The 23,379-nt window shown below is 71.0% G+C and carries 17 protein-coding genes and 3 pseudogenes; 13 read left to right on the plus strand and 7 right to left on the minus strand.

Annotated features, from left to right (window positions below; genetic code table 11):
• Window positions 1-185: 185 nt before the first annotated feature.
• The 3 genes from ACQP0U_RS01950 to acs all read right to left on the minus strand — a co-directional run bounded on the left by ACQP0U_RS01950 (window position 186) and on the right by acs (window position 7,965).
• On the minus strand, window positions 186-2,606 hold the full coding sequence (locus ACQP0U_RS01950) for an immune inhibitor A domain-containing protein (RefSeq protein WP_433320550.1): 2,421 nt from the start codon (window positions 2,604-2,606) through the stop codon (window positions 186-188).
• A 330-nt stretch (window positions 2,607-2,936) separates the two neighbouring features.
• The gene (locus ACQP0U_RS01955; protein ID WP_433315223.1) at window positions 2,937-5,732 is read right to left on the minus strand and encodes an immune inhibitor A domain-containing protein; all 2,796 of its coding nucleotides are present in this window, start codon (window positions 5,730-5,732) and stop codon (window positions 2,937-2,939) included.
• A 268-nt stretch (window positions 5,733-6,000) separates the two neighbouring features.
• Window positions 6,001-7,965 carry an acetate--CoA ligase gene (gene acs, locus ACQP0U_RS01960; protein WP_433315225.1) on the minus strand — a complete coding sequence of 655 codons (1,965 nt, stop codon included), beginning with the start codon at window positions 7,963-7,965 and terminating at the stop codon, window positions 6,001-6,003.
• Window positions 7,966-8,205: 240 nt separating this feature from the next.
• On the opposite strand from acs, the pseudogene ACQP0U_RS01965 reads away from it, so the two are divergent.
• A pseudogene (locus ACQP0U_RS01965) lies at window positions 8,206-8,927 on the plus strand (oxidoreductase).
• Window positions 8,928-8,945: 18 nt separating this feature from the next.
• Here the strand turns inward: ACQP0U_RS01965 and ACQP0U_RS01970 are convergent.
• Window positions 8,946-9,749 (minus strand): HAD family hydrolase, encoded by an 804-nt coding sequence (locus ACQP0U_RS01970; RefSeq protein WP_030486293.1) that lies wholly within the window; start codon window positions 9,747-9,749, stop codon window positions 8,946-8,948.
• Between the two features lie 489 nt (window positions 9,750-10,238).
• Between ACQP0U_RS01970 and ACQP0U_RS01975 the strand changes: the two genes are divergently transcribed.
• The 10 genes and pseudogenes from ACQP0U_RS01975 to ACQP0U_RS02020 all read left to right on the plus strand — a co-directional run bounded on the left by ACQP0U_RS01975 (window position 10,239) and on the right by ACQP0U_RS02020 (window position 18,475).
• Window positions 10,239-11,429, plus strand: coding sequence for a serine hydrolase domain-containing protein (locus ACQP0U_RS01975; protein ID WP_433315227.1), 1,191 nt, complete (start codon window positions 10,239-10,241; stop codon window positions 11,427-11,429).
• A gap of 111 nt (window positions 11,430-11,540) precedes the next feature.
• Complete coding sequence (locus ACQP0U_RS01980; RefSeq protein WP_433315229.1) at window positions 11,541-12,095, plus strand: RNA polymerase sigma factor; 555 nt, start codon at window positions 11,541-11,543, stop codon at window positions 12,093-12,095.
• Entirely contained in the window at window positions 12,095-13,105 is a 1,011-nt protein-coding gene (locus tag ACQP0U_RS01985; protein ID WP_433315231.1) for a CU044_5270 family protein, read from the plus strand. Before ACQP0U_RS01980 ends, ACQP0U_RS01985 begins: the two co-directional genes overlap by 1 nt.
• 219 nt (window positions 13,106-13,324) lie before the next feature.
• A pseudogene (gene ssd, locus ACQP0U_RS01990) lies at window positions 13,325-14,427 on the plus strand (septum site-determining protein Ssd).
• The gene (locus ACQP0U_RS01995) at window positions 14,424-15,635 is read left to right on the plus strand and encodes a TadA family conjugal transfer-associated ATPase (RefSeq protein WP_433315233.1); all 1,212 of its coding nucleotides are present in this window, start codon (window positions 14,424-14,426) and stop codon (window positions 15,633-15,635) included. The pseudogene ssd and the gene ACQP0U_RS01995 overlap by 4 nt, the downstream one beginning before the upstream one ends.
• Window positions 15,632-16,819 (plus strand): hypothetical protein, encoded by a 1,188-nt coding sequence (locus ACQP0U_RS02000; RefSeq protein ID WP_433315235.1) that lies wholly within the window; start codon window positions 15,632-15,634, stop codon window positions 16,817-16,819. Before ACQP0U_RS01995 ends, ACQP0U_RS02000 begins: the two co-directional genes overlap by 4 nt.
• Window positions 16,816-17,424 carry a type II secretion system F family protein gene (locus ACQP0U_RS02005; RefSeq protein WP_433315237.1) on the plus strand — a complete coding sequence of 203 codons (609 nt, stop codon included), beginning with the start codon at window positions 16,816-16,818 and terminating at the stop codon, window positions 17,422-17,424. Before ACQP0U_RS02000 ends, ACQP0U_RS02005 begins: the two co-directional genes overlap by 4 nt.
• A gap of 22 nt (window positions 17,425-17,446) precedes the next feature.
• Window positions 17,447-17,614, plus strand: a complete 168-nt coding sequence (locus ACQP0U_RS02010; RefSeq protein ID WP_433315239.1) for a DUF4244 domain-containing protein — start codon at window positions 17,447-17,449, stop codon at window positions 17,612-17,614.
• 47 nt (window positions 17,615-17,661) lie between these two features.
• A pseudogene (locus ACQP0U_RS02015) lies at window positions 17,662-18,056 on the plus strand (TadE family type IV pilus minor pilin).
• Entirely contained in the window at window positions 18,056-18,475 is a 420-nt protein-coding gene (locus ACQP0U_RS02020; RefSeq protein WP_433315241.1) for an Rv3654c family TadE-like protein, read from the plus strand. The pseudogene ACQP0U_RS02015 and the gene ACQP0U_RS02020 overlap by 1 nt, the downstream one beginning before the upstream one ends.
• A 369-nt stretch (window positions 18,476-18,844) precedes the next feature.
• Here the strand turns inward: ACQP0U_RS02020 and ACQP0U_RS02025 are convergent, their stop codons facing one another.
• The 3 genes from ACQP0U_RS02025 to ACQP0U_RS02035 form a co-directional block, all read right to left on the minus strand.
• On the minus strand, window positions 18,845-19,423 hold the full coding sequence (locus tag ACQP0U_RS02025; protein WP_196920693.1) for a hypothetical protein: 579 nt from the start codon (window positions 19,421-19,423) through the stop codon (window positions 18,845-18,847).
• Window positions 19,424-19,588: 165 nt separating this feature from the next.
• Window positions 19,589-19,798, minus strand: coding sequence for a hypothetical protein (locus tag ACQP0U_RS02030; protein ID WP_328651309.1), 210 nt, complete (start codon window positions 19,796-19,798; stop codon window positions 19,589-19,591).
• A 99-nt stretch (window positions 19,799-19,897) separates the two neighbouring features.
• Window positions 19,898-22,318 carry a DEAD/DEAH box helicase gene (locus ACQP0U_RS02035; RefSeq protein ID WP_433315243.1) on the minus strand — a complete coding sequence of 807 codons (2,421 nt, stop codon included), beginning with the start codon at window positions 22,316-22,318 and terminating at the stop codon, window positions 19,898-19,900.
• A gap of 140 nt (window positions 22,319-22,458) precedes the next feature.
• Here ACQP0U_RS02035 and ACQP0U_RS02040 point away from each other — a divergent pair, with 140 nt between their 5' ends.
• Window positions 22,459-22,815: an STAS domain-containing protein gene (locus ACQP0U_RS02040; protein ID WP_030334225.1), complete on the plus strand. Its 357-nt coding sequence runs from the start codon at window positions 22,459-22,461 to the stop codon at window positions 22,813-22,815.
• The gene (locus tag ACQP0U_RS02045; RefSeq protein ID WP_433315245.1) at window positions 22,812-23,249 is read left to right on the plus strand and encodes an ATP-binding protein; all 438 of its coding nucleotides are present in this window, start codon (window positions 22,812-22,814) and stop codon (window positions 23,247-23,249) included. Before ACQP0U_RS02040 ends, ACQP0U_RS02045 begins: the two co-directional genes overlap by 4 nt.
• The last annotated feature ends 130 nt before the right edge of the window (window positions 23,250-23,379 follow it).

Below are 23,379 nucleotides of genomic sequence, written 5' to 3' on the forward strand. Positions count from 1 at the left end.
GCAGGCGACCCTGGTGGTCGTGTTGAACAGGGGAAAGCCCCGGGTTGCCCCGGACCGGGAACAGGGGAACCGGCTCGGCTGGTCCTGGAGAACCCGGTCCGGGCCACCGGTGAGGGGTCGCGCAAACGGGCGACGCCCGGGCAGTTGACCTGCCCGGGCGTCGCTTGTTGGTGCGGGATCAGTGGTCAGCTGAACCGGATCTTCATCGAGGTGCCGTCCTGCTCCAGAACCTTGATCTTGACACCGGTCGCGGGGAGCTTGACGCCGTGGTTCGGCAGCTCCTCGTAGAAGTACTTCTTGGTGTCGTCGAACAGCGGCTCAGCGGCCTGGCCACGGATGTACTGCGGCTGGCTGTTGAGGTGCAGGGTGAACGAGTCGGCCTTGTTCAGGCTGAACGGTGCGTCGTACACCTGGATGCGTGCGCGCCACGGAGCCCCGGTGAGGTTGTAGATCGGGCGCGGGTGCGCGTCGATGTACAGGTTGCGACCCTCACCCGGGTGGGCACCCGTGTCGTTGTCCGACCAGCGGGTGTTCCAGTACGAGATGAGCAGGCCCTCCTGGTACGCGTAGTGGTCCACCCAGTCCGGGCGGGTGTTCGCGTAGCCGAAGAAGTACGGGCCGGTCTTCAGGTACTTGTCGTAGGAGACGTACGACCGGTTGCCGGCGATGTAGAAGTTGTCGAACAGCCGGGTGTAGGTCGCGCCGACCACCTGGAACTTCTCCAGGGTCCAGCCGGCGTCGGTCTCGGCGCCGTCGCTGAACACGGTCTGGCCGTCGGCGGTCACGGTGATCGCGTCACCGAAGAAGCCGCCCTCGGAGACCCCACCGTCGGTGACGTAGTGCAGGCGGACCTGCGCCACCTTGCCGGCGAGCGAGGTCAGCGGGATGTTGATGTCCGTCCAGGCGCCCCGGCTGGTGCCAGCGAGAGCCGGGCGGCCGGCACCGTCGACGCCGATCGGCGTGCCGTTGACAGTGCCGTTCAGGTCGATCCAGGTCTTACCGCCGTCGGTCGACCCCTCGAAGTAGAGGTAGTCGTAACCGGCCTCGATGCTGTACTTGCCCTTGAGCGACAGCGCCGCCGTGGACTTGCCGGTGAGGTCGAACGTCCTCGTCATCTTGCTGTCGAGGTCGTCCTCGTTACCGGAGAAATACTGCTTGGCACCCGCGAACGGTGCGCCGTAGTTGAACGTGTACTCCCGCTGCGGCAGCACGACCACCGCGGCCTGTGCCTTCTCCGAGTTGTACTCCTGCGGGCCCAGCTCCAGAGAGCGCTTCTGCCCCGCCACGATCACCTCGTAGTCGAGCCAGCCGAGCTGGAGCTTGTTCCACGCGCCGAGGTCGCCGCCCCGGTCGCCGATCCCGACGTCGTTCTTCGCGCCGAGCCGGCTCTGGGCCATCAGGGTCCAGTGCTCGTTGTTGTTGTCGGTCGATCCGTAGTCGTCCGGCAGGCCCAGGTCGTGGCCGTACTCGTGGTAGAAGACGCTGCGGCCGCCGTTTTCCGGCTGGATCGTGTAGTCGCGGATCCAGACGCCGGTGTTGCCGATCTGGGTGCCGCCGATCGGGAAGTTCGGCGGGCCGACGGGCGAGCTGTTGAAGGCCGACCAGCGGTGGCTCCAAATGGCGTCCTCACCCTGCTGCGGGTCACCGTCGGCCTGGTCGCCGCCGGAGTGGACGATCTGGAAGTGGTCGATGTAGCCGTCCGACTCGTTGAAGTCGCCGTCACCGTCGTAGTCGAAGCGGTCCCACTGGTCGAAGGACTTCATCTCGGTGGCGATCTGCGCGTCCGTCCGGCCCTTGGCCTTCTGGTCGGCGACCCACTGGTTGGCGGCGTCGGCGATCAGGTTCCAGGTGTTCGGGCAGACGTTGTCGGCGCAGACGGCCGGGTCGTCCCGCGGGTCCGCCGGCTGGCCGGGCTCCGGGTCCGCGATCGGGTCGTCGGAACGACCGTAACGGGCCTCGTTGTACTTGACCTTGACCCAGTCGGTCACCTCACCATCGACGGTGTAGCGACCCGAGGACTGCGCCTCGTAGTACTGCTTGAGCGACTCGTCGCCCGGGTTGGTGCCGAAGTACAGCTGGCGGAAGTGCTCCGGGCTGAAATCCGGCTGCCAGATGGTGGAGTTGTCCACGGCCCGGTTGGGCTCGGGGATCTTGTTGTGCAGCGGACCCTGGAACGTCGCCGGGCCGGCGATGTCCGGGTTCATGTCCTTGTCCGGGTAGGACGGGTGCCGCTCGTCACCGAACTCGGCCAGGATCACGAAGATCTTGTCGGTCCGCTCACGCTTCAGCTCGACGTACTGGTCCTTGGTCTGCTTGGCGCCAGCGGCGGCGCGGGCGTTGGTGCCCGTGCCGCTCGTCTCGCCGACCTTGACAACCGTGCTGCCGTTGCGCTCGATCGGCTTGCTGCGACCGCTGAGCACGTCACTGAGACCCTGCTCGCGCATCGCGCGGCGCTTGTCCTCGAGCTTGTCGGGGAGTTCGTCCTTCAGCGCCTGCGGTTCGGCAGCGGCCGGTGCTGCTGCCGGCAGTTTGGGCTGAGGCGCCGCCGAGGCGGACGGGCCGAAAGCCAGGCCTGTCGCCGTCAGTGAGAGCCCGAGCAGACCCACTGCGACTTTGCGCACGTGGTACCTCCGGTGTGAGGGAACCGGCCCAACGGGGGTACGGGCCGGTGGGAGATCGATCCCACTAGTGGGACCATTGGTGAACATAGTTACTGCCGGGACGGGTGGGAAGAACCTCGCGTCGATTTGTTGCAAGTTTTTGTTGGGAATGCTTTTCACCGTCACACCCCGACGGTTCATCAGCCACGCTGACCAGCGAGGACCGGACGCGAACGTATACAACGACATTTTTCGATCGAGTTCATCGCACATACGACAGTGGGGCCGGCAGCGTCTCCGCCACCGGCCCCACTGTCAGTTGTCGAACTGAAACCGCTACTTCTTCGCCGGGGTGACGAAGATCGTGGCGGACGAGTTGTCCCCGGCCGCCTTCTTGATGGTGAGTGAGACGCCGTAGTTCACGCCCTGGTCGCCGGGGTTACCGGTGCCCAGCACGATCGCGCCGCCGCCCAGGGTCACGCCGTAGAACTCCGGCGCGGGGCTGCCGTCCGGGTGGGTGACCCGGGTGGTGTACGGCGCGTTGTTCCGCGACGGCAGGACCACCGACGCGTCGTTGTCCCGGGCGTAGGCGGCACCATCGCGCATCTCGATGCCCGGGTACCAGCCCTTGGCGTCGGTGAACGCCTTCACCGGCGGCAGCCCCTTGAACTTCGTGCAGTACGCGCTGTACGGCTCGTCCGCCGCCTCCAGGCACTCGGTGAACGGGTACGTCCGGTTCAGCGTGAACGCCGCGTTCGACGACTGCGGGCGGCTGGGCAGGTTGTCCGTCACCGACGGGTCCTTCACCGCCGCCTCGCCGGTACGGCGCAGCGGGTCGAAGTGCGAGTCGACGATGAGCAACCCACCCTTCGCGCCGTAGCTGGGCAGCGCGGTCATCTGCCCGGTGACGTGGTTGACGTCGCCGAGCGCGGTGTCCCGGTACCAGACCAGCATGCCCGGAGCGTTGTACGAGATCCGGTCGACCTTCCACGCCTCGTGCGAGTAGATGGTGTCGTAGGCGTACTTCAGGCCCTTGTCGAAGCCGTCGAAGTTGCGCCACTCCGCCAGGTAGTACTGGGCGTGCACCTCGGTGCCGCTGGAGATCTCCCAGCCGCCGCCGGTGGTGTCGACGAAGGTGCCGCCGGTGGCCGTCCAGCCGTTGGCGCCGCCCTCGACGTCGTCACTCCAGGTGGTGGCCCCACCGCCGGTGACCGAGAAGTCGTCGACGAACCAGTTGCGCTCCTCGAACGCCTCGTCGGTGGCCAGCCGCAGCCGCACCTGCACTGTCGTCCCGGCGTACGCCGACAGGTCGACGTAGTCGTGCCGCCAGCCGTCGGTGCTGCCGGTCAGGCCGTACTTCTTGCCGCCGAAGTCGTTCATCCGGCCGTTCGGGTCCGGGTAGCCGTCCGGCGTGGTGACCACCGTGCCACCCTCGTCGTACACCTTCTGCTCGGTCCAGGTCGTACCGCCGTCGGTCGAGAGCTCGACGAAGCCGTAGTCCCAGTCCTCCTCGATGATGTAGTTGTTCCACATCCAGAACTTCGAGTCGGCGGCCGCCGGCACGTCGACCGAGCGGCTCAGCTTGACGTCGGCCCACTCCTGGTCGTTGTTGCTGTGCCACATCTTGGTGCCGCTGTGCGGGGTGGCCAGGGTCGTCACCTTGTCCGGCAGGTCGACCTTGATGCCGTCCTCGGAGTCGATCGGGGTGCGCGACGTCTGGCCGAGCTTCACCTCGCGGGGGTTCGACCCGGGGCGGATGGTCAGCGGGTCGGCCCAACCGAGCACCCACTTGTCCCAGATGCCCATGTGCGTCGGCAGCGCCTGGAAGATCTCACCCGAGTGCGAGCCCGAGGCCATCAGGTCCCAGAAGTCCACGTCGGAGTCGGCGTTGCCGGACGTGTCGTAGAGGTCCGGCAGGCCCAGGTCGTGGCCGAACTCGTGGGCGAAGACGCCGACGCCGGCGTCCTCCGGCTGCACGATGTAGTTCGACGCCTTGAGGTTGGTGCCCGGGATGGTGTAGCCACCGGCGACCGTGGAGGAGTGCGCCCAGACGGCGTACACGCCCTCGGCGCCGCCGCCGCGGGACTTGCCCTGACCGGCGTGCACCAGCACGAGGTGGTCGATCACGCCGTCCGGCTCGAAGACGTTGCCGTCACCGTCGCGGTCGGCCTGGTCCTCGATGTCGTAGTCGGCCCACGGGAAGTTCGGGTCCTTCGCGACGAGCGCGTCGATCGCGTCGGTCGCCAGGCGGCCCGCGCCGGCCGGGTTGTCCGGGTGGCCGTTCATCGACTGCTCACGGCCGGGAACCCACGCGCCGGTCTCGTCCTGGAAGCAGCGGTTGGCCGCGTACCAGCCCTCCGAGTGCGGCACGGTGATCCACGGGCTGGCCTGCCCGTCCACCGTGTACGCGTTCTTGGACATCTCCAGGTACATGTTGTGCATGGTGCGACCGGACAGGTCGATGCCCTTCTTGCCGTCCGGGCCCCGCAGGTCGGTGCGGACCCGCTCGGTGATGCCCTTCTTGCTGTACAGCATCTTGTTGTAGTGCTGCGGCGAGAAGTCCGGCACCCACATCGAGTTGTTGTCCTCGTGGGGCAGCCGCGACGGGTCCGGGATCTTGTTGTGCTTCGGGCCGTTCTGGACGGTGCCGGGGACGCAGGTGCGGTCCTCGAACACCGTCTTGGGGACCATCACACCGGTGAAGTCGTCGTTGGCCTTGTCGTTGAACTCGACAAGCAGCGTCAGCAGCTTCGCCGTCTGCGTGGTCGGCGCCTTCTTGAACTTGCGGGGGTTCTGGCCCGTCTTCAGCGACTTGGCCTCGTCCTTGGCCAACTGCCGTGCGGTCACCGGGTTGCCCCGGGCGTGCTTCTGGTCGAACGCCCGCGCGGACTCGGCGGCAGGGGTGTAGACGCCACCCTTGCCCTTCACCTCACGACCGGTGGTGTCCGGCTGCACCTCGGGCTCGGCGTAGTTGATGTAGTGCTCGTCCGCGCCGATCACCGCCAGGGGGGTGCCGGACGACGGCTTGGCGGCCGCGCTGCCACTCACGGTCAGTGACGTGGCCGCGAGGGCGATGACGGGCAGCGCGACGAGTAGTCGTCGCCGCGCCCTGGACTGCGGTTTGTGGTTCATGCCGCTCCGTTTCTCGGGCATGGGGAGGAGGACGTTGGCGTGGCCGACCATCGATGCGATGTGTGTCGAACTCTTCCAACCTGCGTGAACCTAAAGCACAACCGGCCGAAAGGACAGAGGTGATCGACGCCTGTGCCCGTTCAGCTTCTCCCGGCTCCACCGACCGACCGATGTGACAGTGGTGAGGCGGCAGGGACCGCACCCGTAAGACATGACGGAGGGTGGCGGTCCGTCCGGACCGCCACCCTCCAACGGGGTACGCCTACCGTCAGTCCTCGTCGGACTTCGTACCGCTCATCCCCGACGAGATCAGGTCCATCACCGAGGAGTCCTGCAACGTGGTCACGTCGCCGAGCGACCGGTTCTCCGCCACGTCCCGCAGCAGCCGGCGCATGATCTTGCCGGAGCGGGTCTTCGGCAGCTCCGGCACCAGCATGATCTGCCGAGGCTTGGCGATCGGGCCGAGCGTCTTCGACACGTGGTTGCGCAGGTCGGCGATGAGCTGCTCGCCCGCTTCACCGGCGATGTCCGTGCTGCCGCGCGGGATGGCGAACGCGACGATCGCCTGACCGGTGGTCGGGTCGGTCGCGCCGACGACCGCCGCCTCGGCCACCGACGGGTGCGACACCAACGCCGACTCCACCTCGGTCGTCGAGATGTTGTGCCCGGACACCAGCATCACGTCGTCCACCCGGCCGAGCAGCCAGATGTGCCCGTCGTCGTCCTTCTTCGCACCGTCGCCGGCAAAGTACATGCCCTGGAAACGCGACCAGTACGTCTCGATGAACCTGTCGTCGTCACCCCAGATGGTGCGCAGCATCGACGGCCACGGCTCGCGCAGCACCAGGTAACCGCCACCACCGTTCGGCACCGACTGGCCCTGGTCGTCCACCACGTCGGCCACGATGCCCGGCAGCGGGGTCATCGCCGAACCCGGCTTCGCCGCCGTCACACCCGGCAACGGCGAGATCATGATGGCCCCGGTCTCGGTCTGCCACCAGGTGTCCACGACCGGCAGCTCACCCCGGCCGATGTGCTGCCGGTACCAGATCCACGCCTCCGGGTTGATCGGCTCGCCGACGCTGCCCAACAGGCGCAGCGAGGACAGGTCGAAGCCGGCCGGAATGTCGTCGCCCCACTTCATCATCGTCCGGATCAGGGTGGGAGCGGTGTAAAGGATGCTCACCCCGTACTTGTCGATGATCTCCCAGAACCGGCCCTTGTGCGGCGTGTCCGGGGTGCCCTCGTACATCACCTGGGTGGCGCCGTTGGAGAGCGGGCCGTAGACGATGTAGGAGTGCCCGGTGACCCAGCCGATGTCGGCAGTGCACCAGTAGACGTCCGTCTCCGGCTTCAGGTCGAACACCGCGTGCGTCGTGTACGACGCCTGGGTGAGGTAGCCGCCGGTGGTGTGCAGGATGCCCTTCGGGCGGGCCGTGGTGCCGCTGGTGTACAGGATGAACAGCGGGTGCTCGGCGTCGAACGGCTGCGCGGTGTGCTCGGCCGACGCCGTCTCCACCGTCTCGTGCCACCAGTGGTCCTTCTCCGACCACGCCACGTCCTCGCCGGTGCGGCGGACCACGAGCACGTGCTCCACCGACGGGGAGTTCGCCACCGCCTCGTCCACAGTGGGCTTCAACGCCGACGGCTTGCCCCGCCGGTAACCACCATCCGCGGTGATCACCACCTTGGCGCTGGCGTCCTGGATCCGGTTGCTCAACGAGTCCGCCGAGAAGCCACCGAAGACCACACTGTGCGCGGCGCCGATCCGGGCGCACGCCAACATGGCCACCGCCGCCTCCGGGATCATCGGCAGGTAGATCGCCACCCGGTCGCCGGCGGTCACCCCCAGGTCGGTGAGCGCGTTCGCCGCCCGACAGGTCAGCGCGTGCAGGTCGGCGTACGTGATGGTGCGGGTGTCGCCCGGCTCGCCCTCCCAGTGGATCGCCACCTTGTCGCCCCGGCCCGCCTCGACGTGCCGGTCCAGGCAGTTGTACGCGACGTTGAGCTGCCCACCCACGAACCACTTCGCGAACGGCGGGTTCGACCAGTCGAGCACCTCATCCCACTTCTTCGACCAGGCCAGACGATCGGCCTGCTTCGCCCAGAAGGCCAGCCGGTCGGCCTCGGCCTCGGCGTACGCGTCGATCGTGACGTTGGCGTGCGCGGCGAGTTCGGCCGGCGGGGGGAACTGGCGCGTCTCGTTCAGCAGATTGGCCAATGCCTCGCTCATGCCGTGGCTCCTCATCCTCGGGGTGACCTGGGTCTCGATGGCACGAGGGTAGTCGCGGGGTCCTCGACCGGCCACGGCTGCCCACTCCGTCGCGCCGAGTGGCCCCCGCCGCGCGCCCGACGGCCCGTCCCGCCCCGCGCCCCCGGGTCGGGTGGTCCCTGTCGCGTTGCGGGCGGGTGCGGCCCGCCGCGTCGGGTCGGGTCGTTAGCGTGGCGGGGTGACCACCGACCCGCTCGCCCCCTGCTCGCGCTCGCCGACATCGCCGCCGCCGTCGAGCAGGCCCGCGAGCGGTTCGACCAGGCGCTCGGGCACCGGGCGCTGCGCCGGCACGGCGGACAGGTCGCCGCCGAGGTCAGCCTGCGCTCAGCGGTGGCCAGCGCGGCCCTTGAGGGCGCCGTCCACGAGCGTGAGGCGGTCCGGGCCGGCACCGTCACCGACCCGGTGCTCCAGGGCGCGCTGCGGGTCGCCGGAGCGCTGCCGGGCCTGAGCGAGCTGTGGCCGAAGGCCCCCGCCAGGCGCTCGCCAAGCTGCACGTGCTCGCCGCACGGGACCTGGTGCCGGAAGCCGAGCTGGGCCGCCCGGTGGCCGACCCCGTGGTCGCCACCCGGCTGGACGGGCTGGCCGGCCTCGTCGCCGGCGGCACGAAGGTCTCCCCGTTGGTGCTCGCCGCGGTCGTACACGGGGAGTTGCTCAACCTGCGCCCGTTCGCCGGGCCGTCCGGCGTGGTCGCCCGCGGGGCGGCCCGGCTGGTGCTGCTCGCCAGCGGCCTCGACCCGCGCGGCCTGCTCGCCGTCGACGTCGGGCACCGCGAGCGGGAGCCCGAGTACGTCGGTGCGGCCGGTGCCTTCGCCACCGGCACCCCGGACGGACTGCGCTCCTGGCTACGTCACTACATGGCCGCCGTCGAGGTCGGCGCCGACCAGCTCACCGCCATCGGAGACGAGATCCTCGCCGCCGCCTGAGCGGCCTGGCCGGGACCGTCAGGCGGTGGTGGCCGCCCGGGTGCGGCGGTGCCGGCCGTACCAGGCGATGCCGATGGCCACACCCACCCCGACCCCCAGAGCCGCCGCGGCCACCGGGACCGCAGGCCGTTCCCGCAGGCGCCGGCCCAGCGGGATCGGATGCCGGAACTCCAGCACCGGCCACGCGTTCTCCGACGCCAACTTGCGTAGCTGCCGGTCCGGGTTGACCACGCTCGGGTGGCCGACGCACTCCAGCAACGGGCGATCGCTGTACGAATCGGAGTAGGCGTACGAGTCAGCCAGGTCGTAATCCCGGGCGGCGGCCAGCTCGCTGACCGCCTCGACCTTGCTCGGGCCGGCCGCGTAGAACTCGACCTCGCCGCTGTACCGGCCGTCCCGAACCGTCATCCGGGTGGCGATCACGTCGGTCACCCCGAGCAGCTCGCCGATCGGCCGGACCATCTCCTCGCCGGACGCCGACACCAGCACCACGTCCCGCCCCGCCGCCTGGTGCTCCTCGATCAGGGCGGCGGCTTCGGCGTACACATAGGGGTTGATCAGCTCGTGCAGCGTCTCCGCGACGATCTGGCGGACCTGCTCCACCTGCCAGCCCTTGCAGAGCGCAGCCAGGTAGTCCCGTGTTCGGGCCATGGTCTGCTCGTCGGTGCCGCCCAGCCGGAACATCAGCTGCGCGTACGCCGACTTGACCACGTCACGCCGGGTGATCAGCCCATCCCGGTAGAACGGCCGACCGAACGCCAGGGCGCTCGACTTGGCGATGACGGTCTTGTCCAGATCGAAGAAAGCGGCACTTCGGCCCACGGCGCGAAAGTCTAGCCGGATGGTCTATCGTCGGCGGGTGCCCGGGGTCATGCCACCCCTCAGACCTGCGGGCTCTCCGCTCCGCGTGATCACGCTCACACTCTGCGAGGAGAATTTCGCAGTGAGTGGAGGCAGCACCACTCGACGTGACGGGCCCGCTCAGGCAGACTTGTCCGTACGACGAGCTTTCACATCCTCGAAACAGGCAGACCCTCAGCGGTTGCACCCCCCGTGACCGCTGAGTGGTTCGGCTCGACCCCCCCGGAGCCGAACCTCCGACGACCCCCGTCTCCCCCCGACGGGGGTCGTCCCTTTTCCGTGGGAGCGCGCACCGCGACACAACTCCGCAACCTGACCGCGCTCGCGCGACGAAGGTGGAGTCTGCCGATGAGTGGTACTGCTCGGAGCGTCTCCGCCCACCTCGTCCTGGGCCGTGCGAACGCCGCCTGGCGTGTAATTTGCCAAACGGGACGAGCTGAGGAGGAACGGGTGGCTGCTGGTGGCTTCTCGTCGAAGCGGCTGGCTCGATTGCACGGGTTGCTTGAGCGCCACGTCGAGTCCGGCTTCGTCCCGGGCATGGTGGCCGTCCTCGCCCGGCACGACGAGGTGCACATCGAGGCAACGGGTCATCTCGCGTTCGAGGGCCCCGGGTCGCAGACGCCGATGGCGGCCGACACGATCTGTCGCCTGGGCTCGATGTCGAAGCCGATAGTCGCCGCGTGTGTGCTGACCCTCGTCGAGGACTGCACCCTCCGCCTCGACGACCCGGTCGATGATCTCCTCCCGGAGCTGGCGAACATGACGGTGCTCGCCGACCCCCACGGTCCACTGGACGACACCGTCCCGGCGAAACGCCCGATAACGCTGCGGGACGTCCTGGACGGCACCCTTGGCACCGGGATGGTCCCCGCCGAGCCGGGAACGGTCCCGATCGCCGACGCGCTGGACGCGCTCGAATATCCGTCGCCGGACGGGTGGATCCGGCAGCTCGGTGCCCTCCCTCTCGTTCACCAGCCGGGCGAGCGCTGGATGTACGACATCGCTGCCAACGTGATGGGCGTGCTCATCGCCAGGGCCACCGGCATGTCCTTCGGGGATGCCGTGCGGGAGCGGGTCTGCAAGCCGCTCGGAATGACCGACACCGCCTTCAGTGTGGGTAGCGAGAGCCTCGGCCGGTTCGCGACGGCGTACGAGCAGGACAACGCCGCCACCGGCGAGCCCGTCGTCGAGGACGCCCCCGACGGTCGGTTCAGTCGACAGCGGATGTTCGAGTCCGGTGGTGGCGGGCTCGTCTCGACCGCCCAGGACTACCTCGCCTTCGCCTCGGCTCTGCTCGCCGGTGGTGCCCATCGCGGCGAGCGGGTCCTGTCGCGGCCGGCGGTGACGCTGATGACGAGCGACCACCTGACCCCGGCGCAGAGAGCCGTCTCCGGGTTCTGGCCCGGATACTTCGACGCCATCAGCTGGGGCTTCGGGCTGTCGGTCCGTACCCGCCGCACGCACCTCGGGCCCTCGGTCGGCAGCTACGGATGGCCCGGCTTCTATGGCACGGCCTGGTACAACGATCCCGCCGTGGACCTGACGACGATCGTGTTCATGCAGCGGGCGCACGCGGGTGACCAGCGGCTGCCGATGTGGCACGACTTCTGGACCACCGTCTACCAGGCGATCGACGACTGACCGCAGCGCCCGTTCTCCCGTAGGCGGTACCCGCCCTCGGCCGTGCGGTAATCCCCGGGCCCCTCAGCGACACAAGCCACTGTGAGAGTCGCCGAGGCAATGGGGGTTCGGGTGGGTCCACCGAAGAAGCGGGACGAGGGCTGGTTCACCAGTCTCTACGCCGCCGAGTACGAACACATAGTCCGATACGGCCTGCGCCGGCTCGCTGACCGGGATGCGTCCGCGGAGCTTGCCCAAGAGGTCTTCGTCGTCGCCTGGCGTCGCCGCGCCGAGGTGCCGGAGCGCAGCCTGCCCTGGCTGTACGGGGTGGCCCGGCGCCTCCTGGCAAACCAGTGGCGGTCACGGCGTTCCGCCCCGGACCTCCTCTCGATCACCGATGTCGACCTCGAGCGACTGGCCGGATCGTCGGGTGCCGACACGAGCGTCGGTGTCACCGACATCTGGTCCGCTCTGGCCAACCTCAACGACCTCGACCAGGAAATTCTCCGGCTGGTCGGCTGGGAGGAGCTGACGGTCTCCGAGGCGGCCAAGGTTCTCGGCTGCACCGGGGCGACCGCCGCGGTGCGCCTGCATCGCGCCCGCCGCCGTCTTGCCGAAGCGATGTCGGACCGACCCGCGCAGACCCGGCGTAGCCCGGTGTTGGTGACCATTCGAGAGGATCTGTGATGTTCGGAGCAGAGCGAACCCGTACCCTTCTCGGCCCGGCCGACCCGGCACGGACCGCCACCGTCGAGCCGCCGCTGGTCTCGGCGCGCGAGCTGATCGACCGCGCCGACGCTACCGAGCTGGTCGCCGGGCGTCGTCGCGTACACCCGACCCGCCGGCTGGTCCTGACGGCCGGGACGCTCGCGGTCGCGGTCGGTGCCGTGGCGGTACTCCAGCCGTTCGGCGAGGGAGCACCGGACACGCCGGGCGAGCAGCCGACGGCAGCGGGGTTGGTGCTCGTGCCGGTCGCGTACCAGTTCGACGCGGATCCGCCGGCCGCCGGCCCGCAGCTACGCATGCTGGCCAACAAGATCAAAGACGCGGCGTACGACCACCAGAGCGGCCGCTACATGTATCACCACACGAAGCTGTGGGGCGATCCGGTGATGACGTCTGCCGACGGCCGCCACCACGTGGCCTTCGCCAGCGAGACGAAGCTCTGGCAGGCCGCTGACGGGACCGGTAACCAGATCAGGACACAACTGGAGCCGCAGTACCCCGACCAGGCGTCTCGGGACTACTGGCAGCGCGAGAGCATCGGGCGACCAGCAGCCACCGGCACCCCGGCACCGGCCGTCATGCCGCTGTCGCCCGAGGAGCTCAGGCCGCTGTCGGCCGACCCGTCGGAGCTGCGGGAGCGGCTGAAGGTCGAGCACGGCGCGGGGGCGGCGAGCAAGTGGGTCAGCACCCTCTACGGGCAGTACGTCGTGCCGCGTGCGACCCGAGCGGCGGTCCTGCGGGTCCTCGCCGACGTGCCGGGCTTCCGCTGGCGGGGGCAGGTAACGGACCGCGCCGGCCGGCACGGAGTCGGCATCACCTTCGACGACCGCGAGCACGACTCGCAATCTCTTCTGATCTTCGATCCGAAGACGGGCGAATTGCTCGCTCATGAGCTGTTGACGCTGTCGCCGGTGCGGATCAGCTCGTACGAGGTGATCCTCGATACCGCCTGGACAAACCAGCCCGGCTGACAGCCGGCTTGCGGGGCCGCTCCTCGCGGGGGCGGCCTCGCTGTTTACCCGCAGCGGCAGTAGCTGCGGAGTTTCCCGCGCTCGTAGCAGATCAACCGTCTCGGCGGGGGTTTTCCACAGGCCACCAGGTTGTCCACAGGTGACGAGATCGGGACGGCTCGTGGGGCGGATTCCGAGCACTGTCGGCGGCATACCAGAGCCCGACCGCTGGAGGCCGCGATGCCACCCCGTACCACGGTTCCGCCGATCCGCCGGCTCCCGCTGGTCGTCACCGGCGACGACGATCTGCTCGACGATGTGCTCCGGCTCGCCGCCGTCGGCGGGACCGAGGTGGAACTCGCCCGCGACCCAGCGGCCGCCCGTACCCGCTGGCTTCCCGCACCCCTGGTGCTGCTCGGCGCAGATCAGGCGCAGGCGTGTCTGCGTGCCCGGATGCCGCAGCGGCCCCGGCTGGTGCTGGTCGGCCGGGCCGGTCAGCTCGACCCCGGCTGGCAGATCGCCGAGCTGATCGGGGCCGAGCACGTCGCCACGCTGCCGGCCGCGGAGCCGTGGTTGGTGGATCGTTTCGCCGAGCACGACCCGGACCGTCCGACCGGTGTCGGGGCCCGGGTCGTCGCGGTCCTTGGTGGTCGGGGCGGTGCGGGCGCGAGTGTGCTCGCCGGCGGCCTCGCGGTGACCGCCGCTCGGGCCCGGCTGCGCACTCTCCTGGTCGACGCCGATCCGCTCGGTGGTGGCCTCGACCTCGTGCTGGGCTGGGAGCAGTTGGAAGGCCTGCGCTGGCCGTCGCTCACCAGCGCCGATGGGCGGGTGGACGCCCCGGCGCTGGTGCGGGCCCTACCCAGCCGGGGTGACCTCGTGGTGCTCTCCTGGGACCGCGGCGAGATGCTGGCGTTGCCGGCCACGGCGATGGCGGCGACAGTCGACGCGGCCCGGCGTGGGCGGGACTTCGTGGTGATCGACCTGCCCCGACAGCTGGACGACGCGGCAGTGGTGGCGCTGCAAGCCGTCGACCAGGCGTTCGTCGTCGTGCCGGCCGAGTTGCGTGCCACCGCGGCGGCCACCCGGGTGGTGGCCGCAGCCGCCCCGCACTGCGCCGCGCTCTCGGTGGTGGTGCGCGGACCCGCCCCGGGGCGGTTGCGGGCGACCGAGGTGGCACGCGCGCTGGGTCTCCCCTGGCCGGCACGCTGCGCCCCGAGCCGGGGCTCCGCCGTGGGTTGGAGCGGGGCGAGGCGCCGGCCGCCGGGGGCAAGGGCCCGCTGGCCGCGTTGTGCCAACGGATCGTCACCGACCTCACTGGCGTGCCGGCCACGGGTGCGGCATGACCGGCCGGCCGGAGGACGGCACGCTCGCAGCCCGGGTACGCCAGCGGATCGCCGCCGCCACCACTCCGGTCACCGCGGCGGCGATCGTCTCCGCGGTACGGGCCGAGCCCACCGCCGCGGTGCTCGGTGACACCGCCATGCTGCGGATCGCCGACCGCGTACACGACGACCTCGTCGGCGCCGGGCCGCTGGCGCCGCTGCTCGCCGACCCGGAGGTCACCGACGTCCTCGTCAACGGCGCTCGGGTCTGGGTCGACCGCGGGTCGGGGCTGCACCAGGTCGCCGTGCCGGTTGGTTCGGTGGAGGACGTCCGCCGGTTGGCGCAGCGGCTGATCGCCAGCGCGGGGCGGCGGCTCGACGACGGCTCACCGTACGCGGACGCGCGGCTCCCCGACGGCACCCGACTGCACGCCGTGTTGCCGCCGGTGGCGACCGATGGCCCCTACCTGTCGCTGCGGACCTTCCGACACCGGCCGTTCACCCTCGACGAGTTGGTGCGCCAGGGGACTGTGCCGCGGCCGCTGGCACCACTGCTCGCCGCAGTCGTCGCGGCCCGTCTGGCGTACCTGGTGACCGGGGGCACGGGGTCGGGCAAGACGACACTGCTCAACACCCTGCTGGGGATGGTGCCGGCCACCGAACGGATCGTGCTGGTGGAAGACGCCGCCGAGCTGCGTCCGGGGCATCCGCACGTGGTGGGGCTCCAGGCGCGTACCGCCAATGTGGAGGGAACGGGTGTGGTCAGCCTGGCCGACCTGGTCCGGCAGGCGTTGCGGATGCGCCCGGACCGGCTGGTGGTCGGGGAGTGCCGGGGCGGTGAGGTGGTCGATCTGCTGGCCGCGCTCAACACCGGCCATGACGGGGGCGCAGGAACGCTGCACGCCAACACACCGTCGGACGTGCCGGCCCGGTTGGAGGCCCTGGGCATGTTGGGTGGGCTGCCTCGGGCCGCGCTGCACGCGCAGGTGGCCGCCGCGTTGCAGGTGCTGTTCCAGGTGCGCCGCGGCGACCGGGGTCGTGTCCTGGAATCGGTCTGCCTGCTGCTGCCCGAGGGGCCCGAACGGTTGGTGACCGTGGTGCCCGCCTGGGTGCGCGGCACCGGGCTCGGGCTCGCCGCCCGTGCCCTCGGGGCGCTGCTGCGGGAGCGCGGGGTGACGGTGCCGCCCATCCTCAGCGAGCCGTGGCCCGGGTCGGCGGGTCCGGCATGACCGGCGAGACGACGCTGGCGGCGGCGCTGCTGCTGGTCGCCGCTGCCCTGGTGGCGTGGCCGGTGCGGAGCATTCGGGCCCGTCGACGTCGCGTGCTGGCACCAAGGCCCAGGGGCGGCGGCGTCGATCCGGATGACGCCCTGGTGCAGTGGATCAGGGAACTCGGTCGTATCCCAGAAGGGCCGGTCGACGGCAGTGGCGCTGCCCCCACCTCGGGTCACCCGGTCGGCATCGCGCATGAGCTGGGTAGCACCGCGGCTGCGAACGGAAGGCGGACGGCGGTCGGCTGGCCCGACCGTGACGTCACCCGCAGCCCGAAGTGGTCGGGCGCGGCAGGCGGCTCCACGCGTCCCGAGGGCCCGACCCGCCCGCCGGCCCGTCGGGATCCCCGACGCCCGACCGGTGCCGCGCGTCCCGAGGAGGCCATCGCCAGGCCCAGCGCAGAACAACGACCTGCCGCGTCGGCAGCCACGAGCACGCTCGGCGCCAGCGGTGTTGAGGTGGACGGTTGGAACGGCGTCTGCGGCACCGCAACCGCCGACCGCGCGCCGGGTACGCCCTCGTCGGTACGCATCTCGCGATCGAGGGCCCGGGTGCTGCCACTGGTCGGTCTGCTCGGCGGCGGTGTGGGTGCCGTGGTCGGGGGTCCGGTGGCCGCGGTCGCGATGGCCGGGTACGGCACGCTGGCAGTGCGCGCCGCGCTGCGGTGGCGACTGAACCGGAGCGCCGAGCGGGACCGACGACGTGGGCTGGACCAGCTCTGCGGCCTCGCGGCGGACCTACGGGCCGGCCTGCCCGTCCCACACGCGCTCGAGGTCGCGGCCGTCGAGCGTGACGGGGCGGGCCGCCTACCGCAGCTGACCTCGGCGGCGGTGCGGCTGGCCGACCGGACCGGCGCGCCGCTGGCGGAGCTCGTCGAGCGGATCGAGGCGGACGCGCGGGCGACCGACCGGGGCCTGGCTGCGGCGGCGGCCCAGGCGGCCGGCGCCCGGGCCACGGCCTGGCTACTGGCGGCGCTGCCGATCGGCGGGATCGGGCTCGGGTACGGCATCGGTGTCGACCCCGTGGCGGTGCTCCTGCACAGCACGGTCGGCGGAGCCTGCGCGGTTGTCGCGGTCGCTCTGCAGGTCGTGGGCCTCCTCTGGGCAGAACGGCTGGGCGCGACCCCTGGGCGGGCCGGATGATGGCCCGACGGCGGCCGGACGTGATCCGGCTCGTGGCGGTGCTGGGTGGGCTCGCCGTTGCCATCGTCGTCGAGGGCTGGCTCGGGCTGCTCGGCGCTCTCCCGGCCGCGTTCCTGCTCGATGTCCTACTGCGGCGGATCGAGCCACCCGCTGTGCGCAAGCGACGGCAGCAGGAGGCCGCCGACCTGCCGCTCGCCGCGGACCTCCTGGCCGCGGCGATGCGAGCGGGTGCGCCGGTGGATCGCTCGGTGCTCGCCGTCGCCGAGGCGCTGGACGGGCCGCTCGCCGGACGGTTGGCCCGGGTTGGCCGCACGCTGCTGCTCGGTGGTGGCCCAACGGAGGCATGGTCCGCGCTGGACGGAGTGCCCGGCGCGGAGCGCCTGACCGCGGCGGCGTTGCGCTCGGCCAACAGTGGTGCCGCCCTGGCCGGTGCGCTGACCCGGCTCGCCGACGACCTGCGCGCCGACCGGGCCACCGCTGCCGAGGCATCGGCCCGCCGGGCGGGTGTGCTCATCGTCCTGCCGCTGGGGCTCTGCTTCCTGCCGGCGTTCATTCTCGCCGGACTCGTGCCGGTGATCGTCGCCGTACTCGGCGACGTGCTCTGACCCATCGAGAAGGGAAACAGTCATGCACAAACTCATCGCTCGCCTGCGCGGCGATGCCGGGATGAACACGGCCGAGTACGCCGTGGGCACCCTCGCCGCCGTCGCCTTCGCCGGGATCCTGCTGAAGGTGCTGACCTCCGGCAACGTCCAGTCGGCGCTGACCGCTGTCATCGACCGGGCGCTGAAGTGATCGAGCGCCGGCGGGCCGGCCGCGATTCAGGGTCGAGCGTTCCCAGGCTGGCGGCAGGCGGCGGGCGGAGACTTCGCGTCCTCGTACGGGCTGCTGGCGGAGACCGGGGGTCCTTCACCGCCGAACTGGCGGCCGGCCTGCCGGCGCTGCTCCTGCTCCTGCTGGCCGGCCTGACCGCGGTCAACGCCGTGAGCGCCCAGGCGGGCTGCCTGCACGCGGCCCGGAGGCGGCGCTCGCCGCCGCCCGGGGTGCCGACGGCAACACGGAGGGTGCTCGTGCGGCGCCGCCGGGGGCAGCGGTGTCGGTGTCCGTCGCAGGCGACCGGGCGCAGGCGACGGTACGGGCACCAGTGCGGACGTTGGGCGGTCGGCTACCGCGAATCACAGTGGTCGCCACCGCTGTCGCCGCCGTCGAACCGGGCGCTCACGAGGGGAGTTGGTAGTGCGACCAACTGACGGTCCGGCACACCGTCCCGATCGCACGCCGGCTGCTGGAGGGCTTGCTGCTGGTCGGCCGGACCCGCAGCGAGGTGGGGCGACGGTCCTGCTGCTGGCGATGGGGCTCGTCTTCGTGGCGTTCGGGACGTTCGGCGCCGCCATCGTCTCGGCTGGAATGGCGAGCCAGCAGGCGGCGGTAGCAGCCGACCTCGGCGCGCTGGCCGGGGCGACGCGGGCGCTCGACGGCGACGCTGCGGCCTGCGCGTCCGCGTCCGACCTTGCCGGTCGCAACGATGGCCGATTGGTCGGGTGTCACCTCGACGGGCTGGACGTGCTGGTGACGGTCGAGGTGGCATTCACGCCGCTACCCGGGCTGACCCGGGTGGCGGCGGCGAGCGCCCGTGCCGGCCCAGTGCGTGGCTGAAGGAGCCAGGGCCGTCGTGGGTTTGGTGGGCTGTTGAGTCGCGTGGGCTGCGGAGTCGCGTGGGCTGCGGAGTGCGCGCTGTGGAGCTGAATCGTTCACGACATCAGGCGTGATGCGTTTACGACATCAGCTCCAGAGGGGAAGCGGACCCCAACCGGGGGCCGAGTCGCCAACGGCCCGGGGCCCGAGAGTGCGGTCCAAAGGCCTGCCGGCCGGGGGCCACGGTGCCAACGGCCTGCCGCCCGAGAGCGTGACCCAAAGGCCTGCCGGCCGGGACTGGTCCAGGTCCCGGCCGGCGGCCGAGGAATGGGTGGCCGCGACGGCGACCGCGGAGGAGTCGCCGCGCCGCCCTGGTCCGGGCCGGGTGTGTCAGCGGGCCTGGAGCGCGTCGAGGGCGACAGCCATCGCGATGACCAGGCGGCGGTCGATCTGCGGATTCTGCACCTCGACGATGTACTTGTCGCGCAGGCCCCACTTCTTGACCACGGTGAAGACCGGCTGGCCGCCTGCGGTGAAGTCGAAGTGGTACGGCAGCCAGGACAGCGAGTCGACGAATCGACGCAGCAGCGCCACCGGCATGCTCCGCTCCTGGCCCGTCACCTGCGGCAGGCCGGCCTGCTCGACGTGCCAGGTGGACCGCAGCAGCGACTGGGCGAAGTCCTTGCGGAACAGGCCGATCGGGTTGCCGGCCGCGTCGGTGACGTCGTACGTGGCGCCGAGGTCGATGCGCTGGCGGGCCTTGAAGCCGAGCAGTGGCTGCTGCTTGGAGTCATCGGTGTAGATCGTCACCTGCTCCTTGAAGGCGAGCCGCTTCTGCTGCGCGAACGCCAGCAGCTCACCCTCGGTGCCGTCCGGGGAAACCGCCCGGACCTCGTACTGGTTGACCATCATGCGCAGTCGCTGGCGGATGTGGAACTGGTGCTGGCCCTGCAAGTTGTCGAGCTGCATAAGAACTCCTCTGGGGTTGGTGCGCCGGAGTCTCGCACAGCCCGACAATCGTCGCGTGCCCTGCCGTCCATGATCAGTTGCTGCTGGGTAGTCGTCGAGGTCGCCGGACGACTACCCAGCACTGGAGTGATCACTGGTGCCCTTGCAGAATCACTCCAGCAGACCTCAGCGGCTGTCGACGGAGGTCGCGGCGCGCAGCGACCAGGTGTTGAGTACCTGGTGGATGCCGCGTAGCCGCTCGTTGATCTGTTCCAGTCGTTCCGCCTGAGCCAGGGCGGCCAGTGCCGACCCCAGCGCGATCTGCTGGTCGAGGGTGAGATTGTCCTGGTCGATGGTGTAGAGCAGGTCGACGGTCTCGGCGATGGTGTCGGCCACAGCTTCTCCTCGGGCACGGGGGGCGATCAGCAACAAGGACATCGATGGAAGCGCTCCCACACCATTGTGCCCCGTGCCATGCCGGTTCATGCAAGCCGCTCAGTCCGGCAGGTTCGTCAGCACCACGTCGAGCACCCGGATCGCGTCGGGCTTGGAGAGGGGGTTGTTGCCGTTGCCGCATTTCGGTGACTGGACGCAGGACGGGCAGCCGGTCTCGCAGCCGCACTCCGCGATCGCGTCCCGGGTCGCCCGCAGCCACGCCGCCGCCGTCCCGTACGCCCGCTCGGCGAACCCGGCGCCACCCGGGTGCCCGTCGTAGACGAAGACGGTCGGCGCCTCGGTGTCCGCGTGCACCGCCGTGGAGAGCCCGCCGATGTCCCACCGGTCGCAGGTGGCCATCAGTGGCAGCAGACCGATCGCGGCGTGTTCGGCGGCGTGCAGCGCACCCGGCACGTCGGCCGGCTGGACCCCGGCGAGGGCCAGCGACTGCGGTGACAGGGTGAACCAGACCGCCACCGTGCGCAGCTCCCGGGTGGGCAGGTCGAGCGGCCGGGTGTCGATCACCTCGCCGGTGGCGATCCGCCGCCGCTGGTACGACACCACCTGGCTTGTCACATCCACCTCACCGAGGAACATGCCGACCGGCCCGGCGTCCACGTAGGAGCGCACCGACACCACGGACAGGTCGGTGACGTCGCGGGCGTGGGTGGACCAGTCCGGCTCCTCGGTGTGCACCAGCGCGCAACCGTCGGCGAGGTCGAGCTGGTCGACCACGTACGAGACACCCTGGTGCAGGTAGACCGCGCCGGGGTGCAGCAGGAAATGCGAGGAGCCGCCGTCGACAGTGCCGAGCAGCCGGCCGGTCGACGACTCCACCACGGCGACCGGGGCGCCGCCCTCGCCGCGCAGATCCACCTCGGGCCGCTCCCGGTGTCGCCAGTACCAACCGGTGGGCCGTTGCCGCAGCGCTCCCGCCGCGACCAGCTCGTCAACCGCCTCCTTCGCCCCTTCGCCGAAGAGCACCAGGTCGGCCGGGGTGAGCGGCGCCTCCACCGCGGCGCAGGCGAGCTGCGGTGCCAGCACGTACGGGTTGGCCGGGTCGAGCACGGTGGCCTCCACCGGCGCGCCGAAGATCGCCTCCGGGTGGTGCACCAGGTAGGTGTCCAGGGGGTCGTCCCGGGCCACCAGCACCGCGAGGGCCTCCTGCCCGGAACGCCCGGCGCGGCCCGCCTGCTGCCACAGCGATGCCCGGGTGCCCGGGTAGCCGCAGATCAGCACCGCGTCGAGCCCGACCAGGTCCACGCCCAGCTCCAGCGCGTTGGTCGAGGCCAGGCCGAGCAGGTCGCCGTGCAGCAGCGCGCGTTCCAGCTCGCGTCGCTCCTCCCGCAGGTAGCCGCCCCGGTACGCGGCCACCCGGTCGCCGAGCCCCGGCACCGCGTCGTCAAGCGCGCGACGCGCGTTGGCGGCCACCACCTCGGCACCCTTGCGGGAGCGGACGAAGGCGAGGGTGCGTACCCCCTCGGCGACCGTGTCAGCGAGCAGGTCCGCGGTCTCGCGCAGCGCCGACCGGCGGACCTGATGGAGGTCGTCGTGGTCGCCCGTCGCCTGCGGGGGCACCGGCGAGGAGGCGCCCGAGTCCGGTGGCAGCAGCGGCGGCTCCCAGAGCGCGAAGGTCACCCCGCCGCGCGGCGAGGAGTCCTCGGTGACCGCTGTCACCGGCAGGCCGGTCAGTCGTCCGGCCGCAGTCGCCGGGTCGCCGGAGGTCGCCGAGGCGAGGACGAACACCGGGGTGGCCCCGAACCGGGCGCACTGCCGGCGCAGTCGACGCAGCACGTGCGCGACGTGCGAGCCGAACACCCCCCGGTAGGTGTGGCACTCGTCGATCACCACGTACGCGAGTCGGCGCAGGAAGCCGGACCACTGGGCGTGCCCGGGCAGGATGCCGTGGTGCAGCATGTCCGGGTTGGTCAGCACGAAGCGGGAGTGCCGGCGGATCCACTCCCGTTCGGCGCGCGGAGTGTCCCCGTCGTAGCAGGCGGGGCGTACCCCCTCCAGCTCCAGTGCGGCGACGGCGCGCAACTGGTCCGCGGCGAGCGCCTTGGTCGGCGCCAGGTAGAGCACCGTTGCCCGGGGGTCGGCGAGCAGGGTGGCAAGGGCCGGCAGCTGGTACGCCAGTGACTTGCCGGACGCGGTGCCGGTGGCGACGACCACGTGCCTGCCCTCGTACGCCAGGTTGGCCGCCTCGGCCTGGTGCTGCCAGGGCGCGACCACGGCGCGCCGGGTGAACGCCGCGCGCAACTCCTCGGGTGCCCACGACGGCCACGGCGCGGGCACCCCGGCGCGGGCCGGCACCCGCTCGACGTGGGTGACCGGGTCGCCGGCACCCCGGGCGCGCAGCCGGCGCAGCAGGTCGGCCGGCGCTGGCCCGGGGCCGGGACCAGCGGATACGGTGGCCGCGGACGACGACTCCAGGTCGTGGCGCGGCGTGCGGCGCGCGGAGCTGAAGTCGTCGGAGGTCACGCCCTGCACTCTCGCACTGGTGTTCGGAGATGAAAAGTCGGACACCGGGGTAAGGGGAAGCCTCCGCTGGCGTCCGCAGGCCGCCCCGGCGGTAGTGGTTAGATGCCCACGAGAGTTTACGGCTCTGGCGAGGAGGACCGATGGAGCTGTCACTGGCGACCCGCACCGTGGGCGAGCACACGGTGCTCGAGGTCGGTGGTGAGGTGGACGTCTACACCGCGCCCCGGCTCCGTGAACGACTCCTCGAACTGATCGACGGTGGGGCCCGTCACGTGGTGGTCGACCTCGGTCGGGTGGACTTCCTCGACTCCACCGGGCTGGGCGTGCTGGTCGGCGCGCTCAAGCGGCTCCGCTCGGCCGGCGGTTCGTTCGCCCTGGTCTGCGACAAGGAGCCACTGCTCAAGATCTTCCGGATCACCGCGCTGGACCAGGTGTTCCCGCTGCACCCGACGGTCGACGCGGCGGTCAGCGCCGACTCGGCGGGCGCCGGCGCGTGATGGCGACAGTCAAGCTCTCGTTCTCGCCCGCTCCGGTGCACGTGCGCACCGCCCGCCTCGTCGGCGTCGCCGTCGCCCGGCGGGCCGGGGTCCGGGAGGACCTGCTGGACGAGGTTCGCCTGGCCATCGGTGAGGCGTGCACGCGCGCGGTGGCCCTGCACCGGCAGTACGGCCTGGCCGATCCGGTGCTCGTGGAGATGTCCGACGGTGGCTCGTACGCAGTGCGGGTGGTGGACCGGGCGCCGATCGAGGCGGGCATCGGTCTGACCGCGCTGCCGCCGGACGAGCTGGCCAACGAGGCGCTCACCGATGAGGCGCTGACCACCGGCGTCGGCTTCGCCCTGCTCGCCGGCTTCGTCGAGGACCTCCAGGTGCGACCGGTCGACGACGGCATCGGCACCGAGGTGCGGATGGTGTGGCCGGTCGGCCGCTGAGCAACTCCGCTGCGTAGGCCGCGTCCCCTGCTGGGGATGCGGCCTTCTTTGCATGGATCGGGCCCTATATCAGATTTCGTTTCATAACACAGCGACGAAGATCATCGCGACACGGTGCCACCTGCGTGTG

Source organism: Micromonospora sp. CA-269861 (assembly GCF_050948505.1).
In the GTDB taxonomy this organism is placed as follows: Bacteria; Actinomycetota; Actinomycetes; order Mycobacteriales; family Micromonosporaceae; genus Micromonospora.

What these genes read in the sequence shown, in the direction of transcription:
- ACQP0U_RS01985 (WP_433315231.1), top strand. Translation starts at nt 12,095, where the DNA reads ATGTTCGGAGCAGAGCGAACCCGTACCCTTCTCGGCCCGGCCGACCCG.
- ACQP0U_RS01955 (WP_433315223.1), bottom strand. Translation starts at nt 5,732, where the DNA reads ATGAACCACAAACCGCAGTCCAGGGCGCGGCGACGACTACTCGTCGCG.
- ACQP0U_RS02010 (WP_433315239.1), top strand. Translation starts at nt 17,447, where the DNA reads ATGCACAAACTCATCGCTCGCCTGCGCGGCGATGCCGGGATGAACACG.
- ACQP0U_RS02040 (WP_030334225.1), top strand. Translation starts at nt 22,459, where the DNA reads ATGGAGCTGTCACTGGCGACCCGCACCGTGGGCGAGCACACGGTGCTC.
- ACQP0U_RS02000 (WP_433315235.1), top strand. Translation starts at nt 15,632, where the DNA reads ATGACCGGCGAGACGACGCTGGCGGCGGCGCTGCTGCTGGTCGCCGCT.
- ACQP0U_RS02005 (WP_433315237.1), top strand. Translation starts at nt 16,816, where the DNA reads ATGATGGCCCGACGGCGGCCGGACGTGATCCGGCTCGTGGCGGTGCTG.
- ACQP0U_RS01995 (WP_433315233.1), top strand. Translation starts at nt 14,424, where the DNA reads ATGACCGGCCGGCCGGAGGACGGCACGCTCGCAGCCCGGGTACGCCAG.
- ACQP0U_RS02025 (WP_196920693.1), bottom strand. Translation starts at nt 19,423, where the DNA reads ATGCAGCTCGACAACTTGCAGGGCCAGCACCAGTTCCACATCCGCCAG.
- acs (WP_433315225.1), bottom strand. Translation starts at nt 7,965, where the DNA reads ATGAGCGAGGCATTGGCCAATCTGCTGAACGAGACGCGCCAGTTCCCC.